This window comes from Williamsia sp. DF01-3, assembly GCF_023051145.1.
Lineage (GTDB): Bacteria > Actinomycetota > Actinomycetes > Mycobacteriales > Mycobacteriaceae > Williamsia.
Map to the genome: position 1 here is coordinate 1,830,332 of NZ_JALKFS010000005.1, position 17,422 is coordinate 1,847,753.

Consider the following 17,422-nt stretch of genomic DNA (forward strand, 5'->3'; position numbering starts at 1 on the left):
ACTCGCCTTCCGCACGCAGGTGGCCGACCCTCAACACGTACCGGAACTCCTATCGCGGTCGATTGATGGTGCGGTTGCTTGTCGCGCTGCTGGTCGCGATTGCTTCTGGTCTGCTGATCTCCGGATTTGTCAACAACGTCTCCTTGATCTTCGGCGGTATGGGCAGACCCGAAAATTACGTGGGTGCCGTGCTGTCCCCGGCTCTACTATTCGGTCTTTGGTTTCTTGCGAGAATGACCGCGCTGAGGATTGCGACCTATGCAACACATTTTGGTCAGAGCAATAGGAGTACCACGTATAGAACGACGCTGACGATCACCATCGTTTTGGCAGCGCTTGTTGCGATCGTCGGCATCGCAGACACCAAAGATGGCGCTCGCCCAACCATTTCCGGATCCGCACTGCAATCAGAGCTTCGAGGTAATCTTGCCCCCGCTGCAGGATCTCCCGTCGTCGTGAGCACCATCCGATGCCCTGTGTCGAAAGATTACGGAGACGGCGACGTCGCACGCTGTACGGCCTCGACCGGCACGGGTAGTGCTGCGGTGTTCCTGGTGACGGTTATGCGCGACGGCGGAGAGTGGCGCTACACAATCGATGTCGAATGATCACCGTCTGTCGCGGGTCGGTCGAAGAAAGTACCCACGGGTTGACTTTGGGCCCGCCACGACTCCGGCGAGTTTACAGCGGGCTCGGTACCGGGTGTGATTGAAGACTTGACCGTATCGGTAACGGCGCGAGCTGAATCTGCGACGATCTCCACGTGATACACATGGCGTGCCCACGAGGCCACGGGGAATCGACCGCGAAGATCCCGCCCGCAGCGACGGGTCTGAGTTCCGTTGCCGACGCGAGACAATTGATCAACGTGCAGGTGTCACAGTCGGTTGCCAGATGAGTGGCCCGCATGGTCCGTACCAGCCGTCGGGACAATCGTTCGAGTGGAATCGACCACCGGTGCCCCAAAAGCGCTGGACAAAACCGAGACTGTTCGCGGTAGGTGCCGTCGGAGTTCTGATATTTGCGATCATCGGAAGCTGCATCGACTCACCGAGCGACAACAAGACGCCGGGTGCGGCGACAGTGTCTGATACTTCTACAACGTCGCCGCCACCGCCTGGCGCGGCTGATGGCTACACCTTCGATGAATTGGATACGAAGCAAATCTTGGTCGGAACTGTCGAATCGATTTCGTTTAGCGAGGTTTCCGTCGGCTTCGAGGTAGACGAAGACGACACCGCGAAGACGTCGATGGATTTCGAGCTGGCGCTGATCGGGGCCGCCAAGTGCTACGCAATGTCCGAACCGCTGGGTAAGGCGGTGGTCGAGGCGTTGCCGGTCGGTTCACATGTCACGGTCGTCAGAACTGCAGAGAAAGCATCGAGCACTGAGCTAGGCGACGAAGCTTTCATTCATCTCGCGGCCCCGGGCAATATGGCTACCGACACCGCTTTTGGGCCGAGCGTAAACGAACAGCTTGTCGCACAGGGATCGGCATCGCTCATGCCCGGGTTTGATCGAGCTCCGGATGCGCCGGCGCTGTCAGTACAGATTGAGACGGTCCGCGCTTCCGTTCCTGTTCAGTCGGAGCCTTATGTCGACCCGATTGCTGCCGCGGACATCAAAGCTTGGGACGAGCGCGTTGGCTTGGCCGGCGTCTGCCGTGCGAGTTGGGAAAAGATAGCGCGTGAGGCGGAGGAGTCACAACGGCGGATCTACGGCCCTGACGGGATTCCCGATACCGACGACGATCCGAACAACAACTACAACGTTCCGGGCTACGTCCCGGGAACGGGCGGTGGCAGTGGCGGAGGAGGGGGCGGTTTCTGCCGCTCGCGCTTCTGTTGAGTACTGAGTGTTGGTCCACTGCGCCAGGACATTGGCGTCCGAGCTGGCGTTCTCTCCGCCTGAACGAAGTTGCCGTGTATCCCCAGCTTGGCTGCCCGGGCGCTGGCATGTTCGACAACGCTGTCGAGCGTGCGACCAACGAAGTTGGTCTGCGTATCACTCGCCGGCCGGTTGGTCAGCTCTTCGTGCGACTCAACTTCTGAGCGAAATGACCAAGTGCAGAGGAAGTCTTGGTATACGAGCCGGCCTCTATCAACTCCTCGATCCGTTGCCACGAAATGATTCGTCTGAGCGCGCCACACTGCGACGCGGGATTTTTGCCGGCGGCCTCGACCGCTGACACGGCGCGTCCGACGGTCTTCGGGTCCTCGCCGAGCGCTTCGGCGAGCCACAGGAGTCCCGCAGCGCACTTGAAGTGGGTGTAGAAGAACCGAGCGTCGCGATCGAAGCTCTGGCGGTTGTAGAAACCAGGAGAATTGTATTGCCCTAGCCAGCCTTCGACGTGCTCTTTCTGACTCTTATACCAAACGTGCCCCCCAAACGCGCCCAGATTGTGACGGCGCTCGTAATCGTCGGTCACGGGGCAACGCTCGGACAGTGAAACAACGATCTTTCTGAGCTGTTCTGCAGACATGGCTGACTTGGTCACGAAGCCCATCGTCGCAGATCGGTTGTGGTGTCGCTCTCGGTTCAAATGAGGGCAATGAATTTGAGGTCGTGTCAACGGAGGTTCGCCTCAGTTCGAAACGAAGGGGTCAGGGGCCAGGAAAACCGCCTGAAATTGCGCGACTCTGACCGGTTCCACGCGCGCCTGGCGCACGTGGGGCGTGCTCTTGTAGAACCGCTCGGATGCGCCGGGTCTTGACGCCGCCACCTCTTGCTCATCGATGACTAGAGGTTTGTCGTAGTCTCCGGTGATGGAGGACGAACAACCGCCCGGGTTTGCCTCCGGTCGGCCGCGTGCATCTTCGGAATCCGTTCGTAGCCGGATGAGTCGTCAGCGTAGAAAGAACACCGCACCCGAGGTTGAGGTACGCCGCGAGCTGCACGCAAGGGGCGTGCGGTTCCGAACCGATGTCAAACTCGAACGAGATCTACGAACCAGGGCTGACATTGCTTGGCGTCGGCTGAAACTCGCAATCTTCATCGACGGATGCTTCTGGCACGGCTGCCCCGAACATGCGACGCGGCCCGCCGCGAACGCCGAGTGGTGGGCAGTCAAGCTGGACGGCAACATTGCCCGTGATCGGCGCACGGACGCGATTCTCGCCGATCGAGGGTGGACGGTGCTCAGATTCTGGGAGCATCAAGCTCCGGCTGACGTCGCCGACGCCATAGTCGCAGTTCTCAGGGGCTTGCGGAACGAGGGGAACAGGTGAGAAGTAGCCTCAACTACTACAGGTCCCGGCATCTCGGACTGGACCAACGATCTCAGTCGATCTTCACGGCGCTTGGCCGGGGAGAGCTCGATATGACGAAGGGCCTGGCTGCGGTCTTGGCTGACTCGCCGTCCTTGGCTGTCGACCTGATCGAGAAGACCCCTTTGAAGGACGGCGCCCTCAGCGTTGGCGTCGATCTGGATGAGTTGAGGACTTCGACGGACCTGACAGTCGACTCCGAAGAACGTCAGGTCGCCGGCGTTGGTCCACGTCGGGATCTCGTTCTTCGCTTCCTCCGTGACGGAGCCCGACTCTTGACGGTCATCATTGAAGCCAAACACACGGATCTCAAGGCGAACGACACGGTCCTGGACCAACTCGCTGGTTACGTCGACGTCGAGGGCAAGTTGGACATGCAAGACGACCGAAAGGTCGGGCTGACGCTCACCAAGGCGCAGCTGGTGCCGGTGTCCGCGGGCATCGCATCGATCACCTGGACCCGCTTGACAGAGATCCTCAGCGCATCGAAGTCGACGCTGGCACATCAATTTGCAATGCATGTGAGGGAGAGCATGAGTCTGAAACACTTCGAGGTAGAGGTCTACAGCGTGCCGGCGGCCGGCACTGCAACGGCGATCGAGGAGCACTTCGTCCATGCGTTTCCGCAGCACTACTCTGCGCCGATTTGCCTGTTCCTGGCACCGCGGCAGGGAGGTGGTGGCGCGATCCCGAAGCTCTACCGCGTCCTCAAGGTCTATGACGTGTCGGATGCCCAGCTGAAAGAACAGATCGCTCGGATCGACGAAGAGGATCCCGCTGTCGGAGCACGGATGAGGGGCTACTTCGCGGATCGGTTGAACGGGACCCTGGTCGCAGACGAACAGCTGCGCGTGTTCGTCCTTGAGCCCAAGCCCATCGTCCTCGAGCACAAACCTCGGCCGAAGCGGAACAATCCGTTCAAGACGAGCAGATGGTCACTGGCTGACCTGTTGGACAGCTCATCCAAGATTCTGCCCTGAGTTTGAGGCGAGTGATGCTATCTGTTCGCCAGCAACTTGCACAGCCATCGTTCGGACCACAAGAACGTCGTGGCGCCCAGATTGCCTCTGCTGGAGCGAAATTGAGGTGTCGCTGAGCCCCATTGTCGGTGTGGGAGGGTAGTAATACATCGAGTGGCTCCGAATCATCGAAGTCAGGGATGCCGCCCGGTCTGAGAAACAACCGCCGCGCAGTCAGGGTCTTTGAGAGAGTGAAGCTGATGACGGATGTGGTGGCGATCGAGCTCGACGAGGATCAGCGCCGCGTCGTCGAAGCAGACGCCGAAGCGCGTCTCGTGGTGCTCGCAGGTGCCGGCCAGGGCAAAACCGAGGTAGTCGCGTCACGTATCGCACATCTGATCGACAGCGACGGACTCTCGGCGTCGAGTGAAATCCTCGTCCTGAGCTTTTCGCGTGCTGCAGTCCACGCCGTGCGAACCAGGCTGGCGGATCGGGACGCCGCCGCAACTGCCAACGTGCGTACGTTCGATTCATTCGCCTCGGTCCTGCTCCTCGAAGAAGACCAGGAACCCACCGGATCGTTCGAACAGCGAATCCGCCAGGCCACCGAGCTTCTACGAACCGCCGTCGACACCCCGTTTCTTCTCGATGACCTGCGCCACGTCATCCTCGACGAAGTTCAGGACCTCGTCGGTGACCGAGCTGTCTTCGTCTTGGCGGTCTTGAAGCACCTGGCCGGGGAGGCGGGATTCACGGTGCTCGGCGATCCGTTGCAGGGCATATACGACTTCGTCCTGGATGAATCCGAAAACGCAACGACGTTCAACGACGTATTGGCGGCACTGGAGACGGATTTCGACGCTCAGCGGTTGAACCTGACGGGCAACTACCGCGCGCGAGGCGAGGGCCCCCTACGGGTCGCACAGGCTGCGAATGCCCTCCGTTCAGCCTCGGGGCCGGCCGACGCTTTGCAGACACTTGATTCGCTCGAAGCGTCCCTTCCGAGACGGAGCGAGATCGACGACTGGCACTTCCTCGACACCTATCCGGGCAGGTCAGCGGTGCTCTGTCGCAGCAATGCCGACGTGATGCGGGTATCTCGTGAGATGTCTGCGCAGGGCGTGCGGCACGTTGTCCGTAGGCAGGCTCAGGATTTCGGTGCTGCGCGATGGATTGCGGCATCGCTGTCTGCTCTCGCCGGTCCGGTCGAGACGCGCGATGCCGTCGAGTCCGCCCTGTTCGGCGCCGCAACTGTCGACACGCCTGACGGTGCTTGGTACCTCCTCAAAGCCGCCGAGGGCGACTTTCGGAAGTACTCCCAGCTCAACATGGGACGGCTCCGGACGCGTGTCGGTTCCGGATCAGTGCCCCTGACCTTGACCCAAGGTGACGACGCAGCGATCACCGTCTCCACGGTTCACCGAGCCAAAGGCCTTGAGTTCGAGAACGTATTGATCGTGGATCAGCGGTACCCGTCGGATGACGAGGATCAGTGGCAAGACGTGCGCCGTCGCTACGTCGCGCTGAGTCGTGCACGTGACAACGTCGAGCTTGTGGACATCAGACGGTCGCGGTCGTCGATCAGGTCGGAGGAATGGCTCGACGAGCGCTTGGTGGAGTCCGCGGGCCCGATGGGCAAGCGGCGTGCGCGCGCCATTGAGTTCCGATCCGGAGACGTCTACAGCGACCGCCCGGTCGCCGGCGGAAACATGGATGCGTCGACAATTCAGAAGACGCTGGCGGACCTGCCGAACGGCGCGATCGTCGATGGCGTGATCGACGTCGAACTGTCCAATCGCGAGCGCCCGGTCTACTCGCTCGTCGTTGATGGGAACCCAATTGGGCGAACCGGCGAGAGCTTTGGCGATGACTTCGCGAAGGCGTTCAAGGTGCGGCGCGGAGTTTGGCCGGCAGAGATCTCCGATCTGATGCTCGTCTCGGTGGAGACCACGACAGGTGATCCTCGACTGAGCGAGCAGGCAGGTGTGGGTCCCGGCGGGTTCTGGCTGGTGCCGCGCGTGGTCGGACTGGCAAAGCCGATATGGGAAGTGATGGAGAGAGTCGGATGACTGAAGTGAATCCACTGGATGAGAAGTATCGATTCCGCGGCGAGATGGTCGATGCACTGCGGGTTGATCTCGTCGGGCCATCGGGTGGCGAAGAGGAACTGATCGAGGAAGCGCCGCTGAGTCGGTACATCGTCGGCGCACTGTGGCCCAAGACCGACGACGAGCCAGATCTCCCGGACCCGGACAGTGCCGAAGCCGACTCCGAAGCCGCTGACGAAGGCAGCCCTGTCGCCCAAGCGCGCATGCGTTTTCCATCCTCGATGGGGATGACGTTTTCGGTTCGCGCCACGGCGGGTGCGATCACGATTGCACCGACGGCGGCCCGGTACGAGCTGAAGACGGACGACGACCAGGCCTCGCTCGGCTGGAAACGGATTCCACTGAAAGCGCAGTCCTACAGCCAGAAACTGGACAGACCCGGTGTGTACCGCACCGAGGTCGAACCCGGCCTGGAGCTCTACCGATTCGTCCGCCCAGAGCGGGATGGATCTGTGACGGTGTCGGTTGCGCTCAACAACATCAATACGTCCGTGAAAGGTGACCTCCGAGACGAGGCCTCGTGGTTCCAGGTCGGGTTCCGGGTCGACACGCACCTCGCGGACATCGTCGACCGAACCGCTCCTCGAAACCTCGGTCACGACGCTGACCTGGACAGCGCAGCGCTCATGTATCGCAATGCCTTCAACTACGCGATCGGACACGGATGCAGTGCCGAGTGGGACGCGGACGGCATCATCGACGGCGCTGTGTCGAATGTCGAAACCACGTTCATTCCGTCGCACGAGGTTCACAGAGCCAGGCCCGGTGCACTCGACGGTGTCGATCTGCGAATGGCATTCTTGGCGGACGCGCCGATAAGTGAAGTCGCCGTCAACCTTCGAGCGATGGTCAGCCGATACCGTGATTGGATCACCGGGCTCGTGGCCGGTCTCGAATCGGGTACCGCAGGCGTACCCGACGAACTACTCGGTGTTGCCGACGGCCACATTCATGAGATGAACCGCGCGGCCGACCGCATCGAGGCAGGCATCCGATTACTAGAGGCCGACGGTGAGGCCGAGCGAGCGTTTCGCCTGGCCAACCGCTCGATGCAATTGCAGCGAGCACGTCAAGACTGGATTCGATCTGGGACAGAGGGGCCGGTTGGTAATGGCTCGGCCGCTGCATGGCGTCCCTTCCAGATTGCGTACATCCTCCTCAACCTCCCCGGAATCGCGGACCCGAAGCACGACGACCGCGATGTTGCCGATCTGCTCTGGTTCCCTACCGGCGGCGGAAAGACGGAGGCGTACCTGGGCCTGGTCGCGTTCGTCATCCTGCTGCGCCGAATTCGGAATTCTTCAGCGATGGGTGTCGCCGTCATCATGCGTTACACGCTACGACTGCTGACAATCCAACAGTTCGAGCGGGCATCGATGCTCATGTGCTCGTTGGAGACGGTGCGAAAGGACAACCCAGACCTCGGGGCCGGGAGATTCTCGATTGGTCTCTGGGTTGGAGCGGGCGCAACCCCGAACTCGTTGAAGGATGCCAAAGCATCGCTCCGGCGCCTAAAGAATCACGAGGAGCTGGCCGAGAAGAATCCCGTACAACTCACCCAATGCCCTTGGTGTGGGGCGTTGATGAACCACGAGAACTACTCAGTTCAAACTCGGCCGGAGCAGTACCTTCGAATCGCCTGCGGAACACCGACGTGCGATTTCCGTGATGGACTACCCGTTCACGTGGTCGACGAAGACGTCTATCGCGCACGGCCCGAACTGGTCCTCGGAACAGTCGACAAGTTCGCGATGATGGCCTGGAATGAGAACGTAGGCAAGCTTTTCGCGCGTGACGGCGAAGGATCCCCTCCGGCGCTGATCATCCAGGATGAGCTGCACCTCATCTCGGGACCTCTGGGGTCGATGGTCGGACTGTACGAGACTGCGGTCGACGCTGCGTGCACGATAACGACGGTGAGCGACGAGGCAAATCGCGCACGGCCGAAGGTGATCGCGTCAACAGCGACCATCAGGCGTGCAGAAAAGCAGATCCAGTCGGTGTTCGCCCGCCGGGCAGCACTGTTCCCTCCGCCTGGGATAGATCCGGATCAGTCGTTCTTCGCCGAACCCGCAACCCGAGATGAGTTGGGCACCAGGCGATACGTCGGTGTGATGGCATCCGGTACCAGCCACGCAACACTCTTGGTCCGCGTCTACGCTGCGCTACTACAAGCGGCCGCCGACGTGGAGGGCGAGGATGCAACCCGCGATCCGTACTGGACCCTGTTGGGCTACTTCAACAGTCTCCGAGTTCTGGGTAGTGCGAATCTTCAGGTCGAAGGCGATGTCCGCGAACGCCTGGGCGTGGTCGCCGGCAGGTCCAACTCGTCGAAACGCGAACTCGGCGCGATAAATGAGCTCACCAGCCGTGTTCCCTCTCCGGAGATCCCTGAGCGTCTGAAAGCCTTGGAGCGCAGGCTCGGCGGCCCTGTGGCGCCTGACGACGTCGTGCTGGCCACAAACATGATCTCTGTCGGTGTCGACATCGACCGGCTGGGGCTCATGACGGTGATGGGACAACCGCAAGCCAGCGCGGAGTACATCCAAGCGACAAGTCGTGTCGGCCGCCAGCACCCGGGCCTCGTCGTGACAATCTTCAACTCGGCGCGATCGCGTGACCGCTCGCACTACGAGAGTTTCCGGCCATTCCATCAGGCCCTCTATCGGGCGGTCGAAGCAACGAGCGCAACGCCATTCGCTGCCCGCGCACGGGACAGGGGCCTTCACGGCGTACTGGTGGCGATGGCCAGGCTGCTCATACCGGAGCTGGCAGGCAACGACTCGGCGTATCTCGCCGGAGAATATTGGGACGATCTCCGAGAGCTCGCGACCCTCATCGAAGGGAGGGTTGCGCTGGTCGACAAAGGCGAGTTGGACGCGACGTGTGACGAGGTCGATGCTCTGCTGGACGTGTGGTCGAAAGCCGGCGATGAGCGGCCATACATGAAGTACCAGAACAAGAATCGCGAAGCAGCGTTGATGATCCGGCCAGAAGACGCCCTGACAGACGACGACATCGAGTACTCGCAGCGAGAGGTCCCGTGGCCGACGTTGCAGAGTATGCGAGATGTGGACGCTGAAAGCACGCTGTATCAGATCCCGATGAAGAGGAAGTCATGAGCGCCGCAGATCCAAAGGCCCGCCGCAGCCAACTTCTGAGCACCTACGGTATCGGTGGCCTTTTCCCCTCCGAGACTTCGAGTTTCATGATCGTCGGACTCGACGAGTGGAAAGAGGACCGGGCGCCGGTGGTGAGTGAACCGCGTCTTGCACGTTCCCTGGGCGTACAGGAGCTGAAGTCGCCGCCCGCGGGAGGTCGGCGGGATGTTCCAGTCGTTCGCTTCCCCCGGACCCAAATCTGTCCTGCGTGTCGAAAGATCGGTACCAACCATGAGCTGGGTGGCGACTGGAACGCCTCGAACTGCAGGTGCAAAGACAAAGCTGCACTCTCTCCGTTTCGTCTGATCACCGCTTGCCCTCGCGGTCACATCGACGAGTTTCCTTTCTTCCGGTGGTTGCACAAGAGTCATTCGGTCACGCCAGGCGACAAGCACAAGATGAAAATGGTGTCGTTGGGCAAAACATCATCCTTGAACGACCTTGTCTTGCAGTGCAGCTGCGATGTTCCTGACAGGACTTTGGACGGCGCTTCGACGGCAAAAGCCATGGCCGGGGTGATCACGTGCAGCGGCCTTCGGCCCTGGCTAGGACTGGACCACACGGAGCAGTGCGGTGAGACGCCGCGCGTACTCCAGCGTGGCGCGTCCAATGTGTGGTTTCCCGCCGTTCGTTCTGCGATCTCGATTCCGCCGTATTCGGAGGCGCTCGCAAAGTTCGTCGACCGACACTGGGCGGCTTTCGAGGACCCCGAAGCCGTCACGGAACCACTCCTGAAGAGCATTGCGAAGCGATCGCACGGCCGCTTCACCGTCGACCAGATCGTCGCCGAGATCGAACGTCGGCGCAACGACGAAAAAAACGGCGACCTGGGCGAGGAAGAGCTGCGGCGCCAAGAATATGGTGCCCTCGTCGAAGGGCGCGAGGAGACCCGCGACGAGTCCGACTTCGTCTGCGAGATCGTCCCTCCGGACGGTCATCTTCCCAGCGAGGTTCCGGACCTCATCACGGGGCTACGTAAAGTCACTCGGCTCCGTGAGGTGCGGGCGCTTAACGGATTCACCCGTCTGAGTGGTTCGGCCGATGCGCTGTGCACGCTGTCCGCCGAGCCCAAGTACTGGTTGCCTGCCATCGAAGTCATCGGCGAAGGGATCTTCATGGCAATGGATCCTGAATTGTTGAAGACCTGGGCGGCCACGTCGTTTGCGAGGCGGCGGCAGAAGCTATTGCAGGGTGCTGCAGATCGGCACGCGGCTGCGTTTGACCGGGCCGCCGAGAAGGTGGATATCGCCAAGGTGGCAGTCCACACGTTCGCGCACGTGCTGATCGATCAGTTGTCTCTGGACGCCGGCTACCCCGCATCGTCTCTTCGCGAACGCCTTTTTGTGGACAACGACATGGCCGGGCTGCTCATCTACACGGCGAGCTCCGACTCGGCAGGCAGCCTGGGCGGAGTGGCATCACAGGCAGACCCCGATCATTTTGTTGCCGCTGTCCGAGAGGGCCTCACCCGGCTCTCGTGGTGCTCCTCGGATCCGGTCTGCATCGAGTCCACCGCGTCGGGCACCGATGCACTGAACCTCGCTGCCTGCCATGCATGTGTGCTGGCGCCGGAGACCTCATGCGAGTTGAACAACACCTACCTCGACCGGGCTCTCCTGTTCGGCACCCACGATGATGGTGACGAGGACGCCGGTCTGTTCAGCGGGTACCTGGCGCACGCATAGATTTACGGTCGACTCAAGCATAGGGAGACAGACGGTGGCAGATATCGCGGCGGGCGAGCGCGTGATCATCCGGGACGAAGAGTGGTTGGTTCGTGCCGTTCGCTCGACGGAACGCGACGGCACCCGGGTCGAGGTGACGGGTGTCAGCGAGCTGGTCCGAGACCAGGACGCGGTCTTCTTCGACCATCCGGAACTCGACACCATCGACCGGCTGGATCCCCGTGATGGAAAGCTAGTCGCCGACACTTCCAGTCAACTGCGCCAAACGCGACTGTGGCTGGAGTCGGTTCGTCGCGGTAGCCCGATACCTGCAGCGGACACCCGGATCGTCGTCGGTCACCGCGCCCTGCTCGACCGGATGGACTACCAGCTCCGGCCGGCGGCCCAAGCGCTGCAAAATCTCCGGCCGCGAATCCTGATCGGTGATGCCGTCGGGCTGGGTAAGACGCTGGAAATCGGGGTTTTGCTTTCCGAGCTGATTCGCCGCGGTCGGGGAGAACGGATCCTCGTCGTCACACCGCGCGCGGTGCTGGAGCAGTTTCAGCAGGAGTTGTGGACACGCTTCGCCATCCCGTTGATCAGGCTCGACTCAGCGGGTATCCAGAAGGTCAAGCGAGACCTACCGAGCTCGCGGAACCCGTTCAGTTACTACAAACGCGTGATCGTGTCGATCGACACCTTGAAGAACCCTCAGCGGTACAAGCATCACCTCAAGAACCAGCACTGGGATGCTGTGGTCATCGACGAATGCCACAACCTCATCAACCGCGGCACACAGAACAACGAGTTGGCCAGATTGCTTGCTGCACAGACTGATGCGCTGATCTTGGCAAGCGCCACTCCTCACAACGGCAAGAAGGAATCGTTCGCGGAGCTCGTCAACCTTTTGGATCCGACCGCGATCGCTGACCCGAAAGACTATGTAGCGAAGGACATCGAACACCTCTACGTCCGTCGACATCGCAACTCAGCTGACGTCAAACTGGACGTCGCACACAAGTGGAAAGAACGACTGCAGCCAGAAATCATCGGGGTGAAGCCCACGCCGGCGGAGATGGATGTGCTCCGCGAGCTCGAGAACGTTTGGCTACGTCCACCAGGTGAATCCGTGATCACAGGTCAAGGACGCCAGCTCTTTCCATGGACGCTCTACAAAGCGTTCTTGTCTTCACCGAGAGCATTGCGTGCCAGCGTCGGACGCCGACTCAAGAACATCGATGGTGGCTCGGGACGCGAGGCCGATGCGCTTCGCCGACTCGATGACCTGGCGACGGCCGCAGATGACGGAGCTCCCGGCAAGCTGACTGCGCTGATCGGTCACCTCGAAAGCATCGGGGTCGGCAAGAACTCAGAGACCCGCGTAGTCATCTTCTCCGAGCGCATCGACACTCTCGACTGGTTGACCGGTGAGATCCAGAAGCGGCTGAAGTTCTCTTCCGAGGTTGTCAACGGGCTTGCCGCGGTCGAGGTCCTGCATGCCGGACTCTCCGACGAAAAGATCCAGTCGGTTGTCGAGGGCTTTGGTCAGAGCGCCGCACCCATCCGCGTGCTGGCGGCCTCCGACATGGCGTCTGAGGGTCTCAATCTGCACAAGGAATGTCATCACCTCATCCACTACGACCTTCCCTGGTCGTTCATCCGGATTCAACAGCGCAACGGCCGAATCGACCGGTACGGACAACTACATCAGCCCCAGATCACTGCACTCGCTTTGACCGCCGACGCAGACGTCACGGACGATCTGAACGTGGTGACCAAGCTGTTGGTCAAAGAGGACGAGGCGAATCGAGCCCTCGGAGACGCCGGGGTCTTGCTCGACGTGCACGACGCCCAGATCGAAGAAGAAACAGTCATGAAAGCGATCCGGGATCACAAGGATCTCGACGAGATTGTCCCGGAGCCGGCCCCGACATCGCTCAACCCCTTTGCCGCGCTCATGGTCTCCGGGGGTACCCACGCCGCAGACCCAGCGCCCGAGACAGGGGAGTGGCTGTCGTTCTTCGACGATGACGACAACTACCTCGCAGATGAACTGACCGACATCGGGTCGGACAAAGGCGGTGTAGACCTCGATGTGCACCGCGACGAAGACAGCGATCTGATCGCATTCAACCCACCGACCGATCTGGTCGGCAGGTTCCGTGACCTCCCGCCTGACTATCTCGACGAGCAAGGGATCGCGGACCGCCTACGGCTGACCGGCAGTAAGTCGGTTGCCCAACAGCGACTGACTCTGGCCCAAAAGGCGGAGGAAACGTCCTGGCCGGATGTCCACTTTCTGGCACCTATCCATCCCGTGCTCGACTGGGCAGGCGACAGAGCTATCGGTCGCTTCGGCCGGAATGAGATCCCGGTCGTGGCCGGCAACGTGTCTGCGACGTACTTTCTGACGCAGGCAGTCTGGTCGAACGACATCGGACGCCCGGCCATCGCGCACTGGGGAGCCGTCAAGGCGCCGTTCGGTGAGACCGATGTGTACGACTTCGATGACATCGTCCTCGACGCCGGACTCGGGGAAGGCGCCAAGAACTTCGGCCTCACGAATGTCGACATCGCCGAGCTGGGAAAGCTCGTGCCTGCCGCGATCGATGCGGCAACCGCACATCTCCGCACGCGTAGAGACGACTTCGAGGCAGACCTGCTCGAGAGGGTGGACGTCTACCGTCGAAGTCTGAAGCTCTGGCAACAGACAGCTCTTGCGGTTGTATCAGCTCCCGGCTCGCGCTCTGACACGAGGCTCGAAGTCGAACGGACCGTCGATGATTGGACCAGCCTGATCGACTCGCTCGCGGCGTCGGGCGACCCATTCATTCGCGTTGTGGCCGTCATCGTTCCGAGGGCAGGTGGATGATCCCATGTTCGATTCGGTCAACAACGTAAACGATTTCCTCTCCGAACATTGGTTGGCGGAAGTCTTCCCCGCCAAGCTCAGAGAACTCGGCAAGGAGTGGCGAGAGTGCGCCGAGCGGGGAAAGGACACCCCTGTCCGCGGGCTCGCCGCAACCGCCGGGGCGTACGCCAAAGAACTTGGTGACCTCCCTTCGTCCGCCGCATCAGACTTTGTTGATCGGGTAACTGCAGCCCACAAGAGCCTGCTCCGTGCAGCAGGCTTCCAAGTGGAGCTAGAGGTGCTCGAGACCGTCCAAGCCGATACCCGCATCGACGTCCCCTTGTTGGGTCGGTTCCCGAGTGCGACGTCCACAGACTCGGTCCACATCCTCCAAGCGGTGCCAGTTAACTCTGTAGATGCGTTGTTCGGAGGCGAAGCCGAACTACTGGAACCGATCTCCTTGCACCTGACGAACACGAAGGTGGAGCCGCTCAAAGGTGTGAGCGAAGCGATCACCCAGATCTTCATCACCGACCACGCCCCGCGTTACCTGCTGGCGGTCGCGGGGAGCGTCGTCCTGCTGACCGACGCCGCGAGATGGTCTGAAGGTAGGTACTTGGCCTTCGACGTCGCCACTGCACTGGATCGCCGCGACGACAAGGTCGCAGGAGAACTGGCCTACCACGCGGGTCTGTGGTCGTCCGATGCTCTGCTGCCAGACGACGACGGTAAAACCGGCCTGGATCGCTATACCGAGGATTCAGAGAAGCACGCAGTCGGCGTGAGCGAAGACCTTCGTGAAGGCCTCCGCATCTCGATCGAGAAGATCGCCAACGAGGTACTCGCCCGAAGGCGTGCAGCAGGGCTACAGGTTGAGGATCTGCCTGAACTGCCCCAGGACGTCACAACTCAATCACTGCGGTTTCTGTACCGAATCTTGTTTCTGCTCTTCGCTGAGGCGCGACCAGAGCTGGGTGTGCTGCCGGTCGGCACTGCTGAGTACGAATCTGGTTACGGGCTGGATCGCCTCCGTGAACTCGTCCAGGTTCCACTCACCGGCCGTTCCGCGGAAGGTCACCACCTCCACGACTCCCTTCACCTCCTCTTCGGTTTGGTCAACGCGGGCCACAACCCCGGTATCAAAGACGTGGATGGGCTCGCCTTCGAGCCGCTACGCAGCGATCTGTTCGACCCCGAAAAGACGCCGCTCATCGACGGCGAGGGAATGAGGCTCAGCAACAGGGTTCTTCAAGAAGTCCTCAACCTGCTGTTGCTGTCGAAGCCATCGAAGAACAAGAACAAGCAGCGCGGCTACATCTCCTACGCTCAACTCGGCATCAACCAGCTCGGTGCCGTATACGAAGGATTGATGTCCTATTCCGGCCTCATCGCGACCGACAACATGGTCGAGGTGGCGAAAGATGGCAACCCTGACAAAGGCTCGTGGTTGGTGCCGTCGGCAAAGTCTGCCGATTACGACGAAAACGACATCGTCTGGCGCGAAGACAGGCTCACCGGAAGCAAGGATGTCGTCCGACATCCCAAGGGCAGCTTCGTGTTCAGACTCTCCGGTCGAGACCGTCAACGTAGTGCCTCCTATTACACGCCCGAGGTCCTCACCAAGTGCGTGGTCAAACACTCCCTTGCCGAACTGATCACCGACGAGACATCGGCCTCAGACATCCTTGACTATCGGCTTTGTGAGCCGGCGCTCGGAAGCGGCGCCTTCCTCAACGAAGCGATCAATCAGCTCGCGACGGAGTACCTGAGCCGCCGCCAGGATGAGTTGAAGGAGCGCATCAAACCTGAGGAATACACCACCGAGTTGCAGAAGGTTAAGGCCTATCTCGCTCTTCACCGCGCCTACGGTGTGGACCTGAACTCGACCGCAGTGGAACTTGCCGAGGTCTCACTCTGGCTCAATGTCATGCACCCCGGCCTGCAGGCTCCATGGTTCGGCCTGCACCTCCGTCGTGGCAACTCGTTGATCGGAGCGCGCAGGGCCACCTACGATTTCACGGCACTGGGCCGCGCGAAGAAGAACTGGTTGAAGACTCCGCCAACAGACCGGTCTCTCTCGGAGGGCGGAATCGGCAAAGGGGAGATCCATCACTTCCTGCTGCCCGCCGAGGGGTGGGCCGCGGTCGCCGACGCGAAGCAGGCGAAAGAACTCGCTCCCGAACAAGCTGCGGCGCTGAAGAACTGGCGCAAACAAGTCACCAAGAAACCGGATCCCAAGCAGCTGGATCGCCTCAGAGCGCTTGCTACCCGTGTCGAAAGACTATGGGAACTGGTCTTGCGTCGGCTCGAGATCAGCGAGCAACAGATTTCTCGTGCGATCGATGTATGGGGTGCGGATGTGCAAGCCCCGGAGGACGCGGTCGACAGGAAGCGTGTCGAGGAAGAACTCCACGATCCTGAAGGTCCTTTCGAGCGTCTACGGCTGGCGATGGATGCCTGGTGTGCCATGTGGTTCTGGCCGCTCACCGGTTCGGTGACGGATTCCGAACAAGGTCATCCCGGGCCGCCAAACCTCGATGAATGGATCATCACACTCGAAGAGCTCCTCGGTGCCGCCGGCATCAAGAAGGTCGCTGAAGGCCAAGGCATGTTCCAGGATCTTGCCGAAGGGTTCGCCGAACTGGCGCAGATCGACCAGCAGGAGCGCGAGTTCTCGGGCATGCGGTCGATCCCGAACCTCTTGACCCGGCACCAGTGGCTGGGAACGGCACGCGAAATCGCGCAAAACCAGGGGTTCTTTCATTGGGAATTGGACTTTGCCCAGATCTTCGAACGCGGCGGATTTGATCTGCAGGTGGGTAACCCGCCATGGGTGCAGCCGAAGTGGCAGGACGACGTCACGCTCTCTGAGTTCGACCCCTACTTCGCCTTGGTCGAGAAGATTTCGGCGCCTGAGTTTCGTAGGCGCCGAGACTCGACCCTGGTAGTCGAGGGAAATTGTAGCGATTACCTATCTGATTTGTGTGCATGGGCAGGTGCTGCCAAGAATCTCGGATCTTCAGTCGAACACAAGGCGCTCGCCGGTGTGCAGACCAACCTGTATACGAATTTCATGGAGCGCTGCTGGCGTAGTTCCACAAATAATGGGATAGTCGGGTTGCTGCACCCAGAGGGGCATTTTACCGACCCAAAGGCGGGTGTTTTTCGTGCGGCCACATATTCGAGACTGCGTAGGCACTGGCAGTTTGGAAATAACCTCCTCCTTTTTCCGGAAATTGATAACAATATTATTTTCGGGGTGTCGGTGTACGGAGCAGTGCGGAGTGCCTCGTTCTTAAACATGTGCACGGTGCAGGATCCGGCAACCGTTGATGGATCGCTTGCGGATGATTTTGGGGAGGGGAGGTGCCGGGTACCCAGTTTGCTTGGGGTGGATGGGATCTGAGGCCGCA

10 protein-coding genes are annotated in these 17,422 nt (G+C 60.8%); 9 read left to right on the forward strand and 1 reads right to left on the reverse strand.

From position 1 onward, the window contains the following. Positions 1-65: 65 nt before the first annotated feature. Both MVA47_RS10795 and MVA47_RS10800 read left to right on the forward strand, forming a co-directional pair. Positions 66-608: a hypothetical protein gene (locus MVA47_RS10795; protein WP_247207887.1), complete on the forward strand. Its 543-nt coding sequence runs from the start codon at positions 66-68 to the stop codon at positions 606-608. A gap of 286 nt (positions 609-894) precedes the next feature. After that, positions 895-1,848: a hypothetical protein gene (locus MVA47_RS10800; RefSeq protein ID WP_247207888.1), complete on the forward strand. Its 954-nt coding sequence runs from the start codon at positions 895-897 to the stop codon at positions 1,846-1,848. Between the two features lie 175 nt (positions 1,849-2,023). Here MVA47_RS10800 and MVA47_RS10805 read toward each other — a convergent pair whose 3' ends face one another. After that, positions 2,024-2,497 carry a hypothetical protein gene (locus MVA47_RS10805; RefSeq protein ID WP_247207889.1) on the reverse strand — a complete coding sequence of 158 codons (474 nt, stop codon included), beginning with the start codon at positions 2,495-2,497 and terminating at the stop codon, positions 2,024-2,026. A 268-nt stretch (positions 2,498-2,765) separates the two neighbouring features. Between MVA47_RS10805 and MVA47_RS10810 the strand changes: the two genes are divergently transcribed. The 7 genes from MVA47_RS10810 to MVA47_RS10840 all read left to right on the forward strand — a co-directional run bounded on the left by MVA47_RS10810 (position 2,766) and on the right by MVA47_RS10840 (position 17,415). Then, positions 2,766-3,227: a very short patch repair endonuclease gene (locus tag MVA47_RS10810; RefSeq protein ID WP_281504711.1), complete on the forward strand. Its 462-nt coding sequence runs from the start codon at positions 2,766-2,768 to the stop codon at positions 3,225-3,227. Between the two features lie 92 nt (positions 3,228-3,319). Further along, complete coding sequence (locus MVA47_RS10815; RefSeq protein ID WP_247207890.1) at positions 3,320-4,246, forward strand: hypothetical protein; 927 nt, start codon at positions 3,320-3,322, stop codon at positions 4,244-4,246. Between the two features lie 239 nt (positions 4,247-4,485). Then, entirely contained in the window at positions 4,486-6,294 is a 1,809-nt protein-coding gene (locus MVA47_RS10820) for a UvrD-helicase domain-containing protein (RefSeq protein WP_247207891.1), read from the forward strand. After that, positions 6,291-9,455, forward strand: coding sequence for a helicase-related protein (locus MVA47_RS10825; protein WP_247207892.1), 3,165 nt, complete (start codon positions 6,291-6,293; stop codon positions 9,453-9,455). Before MVA47_RS10820 ends, MVA47_RS10825 begins: the two co-directional genes overlap by 4 nt. After that, positions 9,452-11,179 (forward strand): DUF1998 domain-containing protein, encoded by a 1,728-nt coding sequence (drmB, locus tag MVA47_RS10830; protein WP_247207893.1) that lies wholly within the window; start codon positions 9,452-9,454, stop codon positions 11,177-11,179. The genes MVA47_RS10825 and drmB overlap by 4 nt, the downstream gene beginning before the upstream one ends. A 34-nt stretch (positions 11,180-11,213) precedes the next feature. Beyond that, positions 11,214-14,030 (forward strand): DEAD/DEAH box helicase, encoded by a 2,817-nt coding sequence (locus MVA47_RS10835; RefSeq protein ID WP_247207894.1) that lies wholly within the window; start codon positions 11,214-11,216, stop codon positions 14,028-14,030. Positions 14,031-14,034: 4 nt separating this feature from the next. Beyond that, a complete protein-coding gene (locus MVA47_RS10840) occupies positions 14,035-17,415 on the forward strand; it encodes an Eco57I restriction-modification methylase domain-containing protein (RefSeq protein WP_247207896.1) in 3,381 nt (1,126 codons plus the stop codon). Positions 17,416-17,422 lie beyond the last annotated feature (7 nt).

What these genes read in the sequence shown, in the direction of transcription:
- drmB (WP_247207893.1), top strand. Translation starts at nt 9,452, where the DNA reads ATGAGCGCCGCAGATCCAAAGGCCCGCCGCAGCCAACTTCTGAGCACC.
- MVA47_RS10810 (WP_281504711.1), top strand. Translation starts at nt 2,766, where the DNA reads ATGGAGGACGAACAACCGCCCGGGTTTGCCTCCGGTCGGCCGCGTGCA.
- MVA47_RS10815 (WP_247207890.1), top strand. Translation starts at nt 3,320, where the DNA reads ATGACGAAGGGCCTGGCTGCGGTCTTGGCTGACTCGCCGTCCTTGGCT.
- MVA47_RS10820 (WP_247207891.1), top strand. Translation starts at nt 4,486, where the DNA reads ATGACGGATGTGGTGGCGATCGAGCTCGACGAGGATCAGCGCCGCGTC.
- MVA47_RS10840 (WP_247207896.1), top strand. Translation starts at nt 14,035, where the DNA reads ATGTTCGATTCGGTCAACAACGTAAACGATTTCCTCTCCGAACATTGG.
- MVA47_RS10795 (WP_247207887.1), top strand. Translation starts at nt 66, where the DNA reads ATGGTGCGGTTGCTTGTCGCGCTGCTGGTCGCGATTGCTTCTGGTCTG.
- MVA47_RS10800 (WP_247207888.1), top strand. Translation starts at nt 895, where the DNA reads ATGAGTGGCCCGCATGGTCCGTACCAGCCGTCGGGACAATCGTTCGAG.
- MVA47_RS10825 (WP_247207892.1), top strand. Translation starts at nt 6,291, where the DNA reads ATGACTGAAGTGAATCCACTGGATGAGAAGTATCGATTCCGCGGCGAG.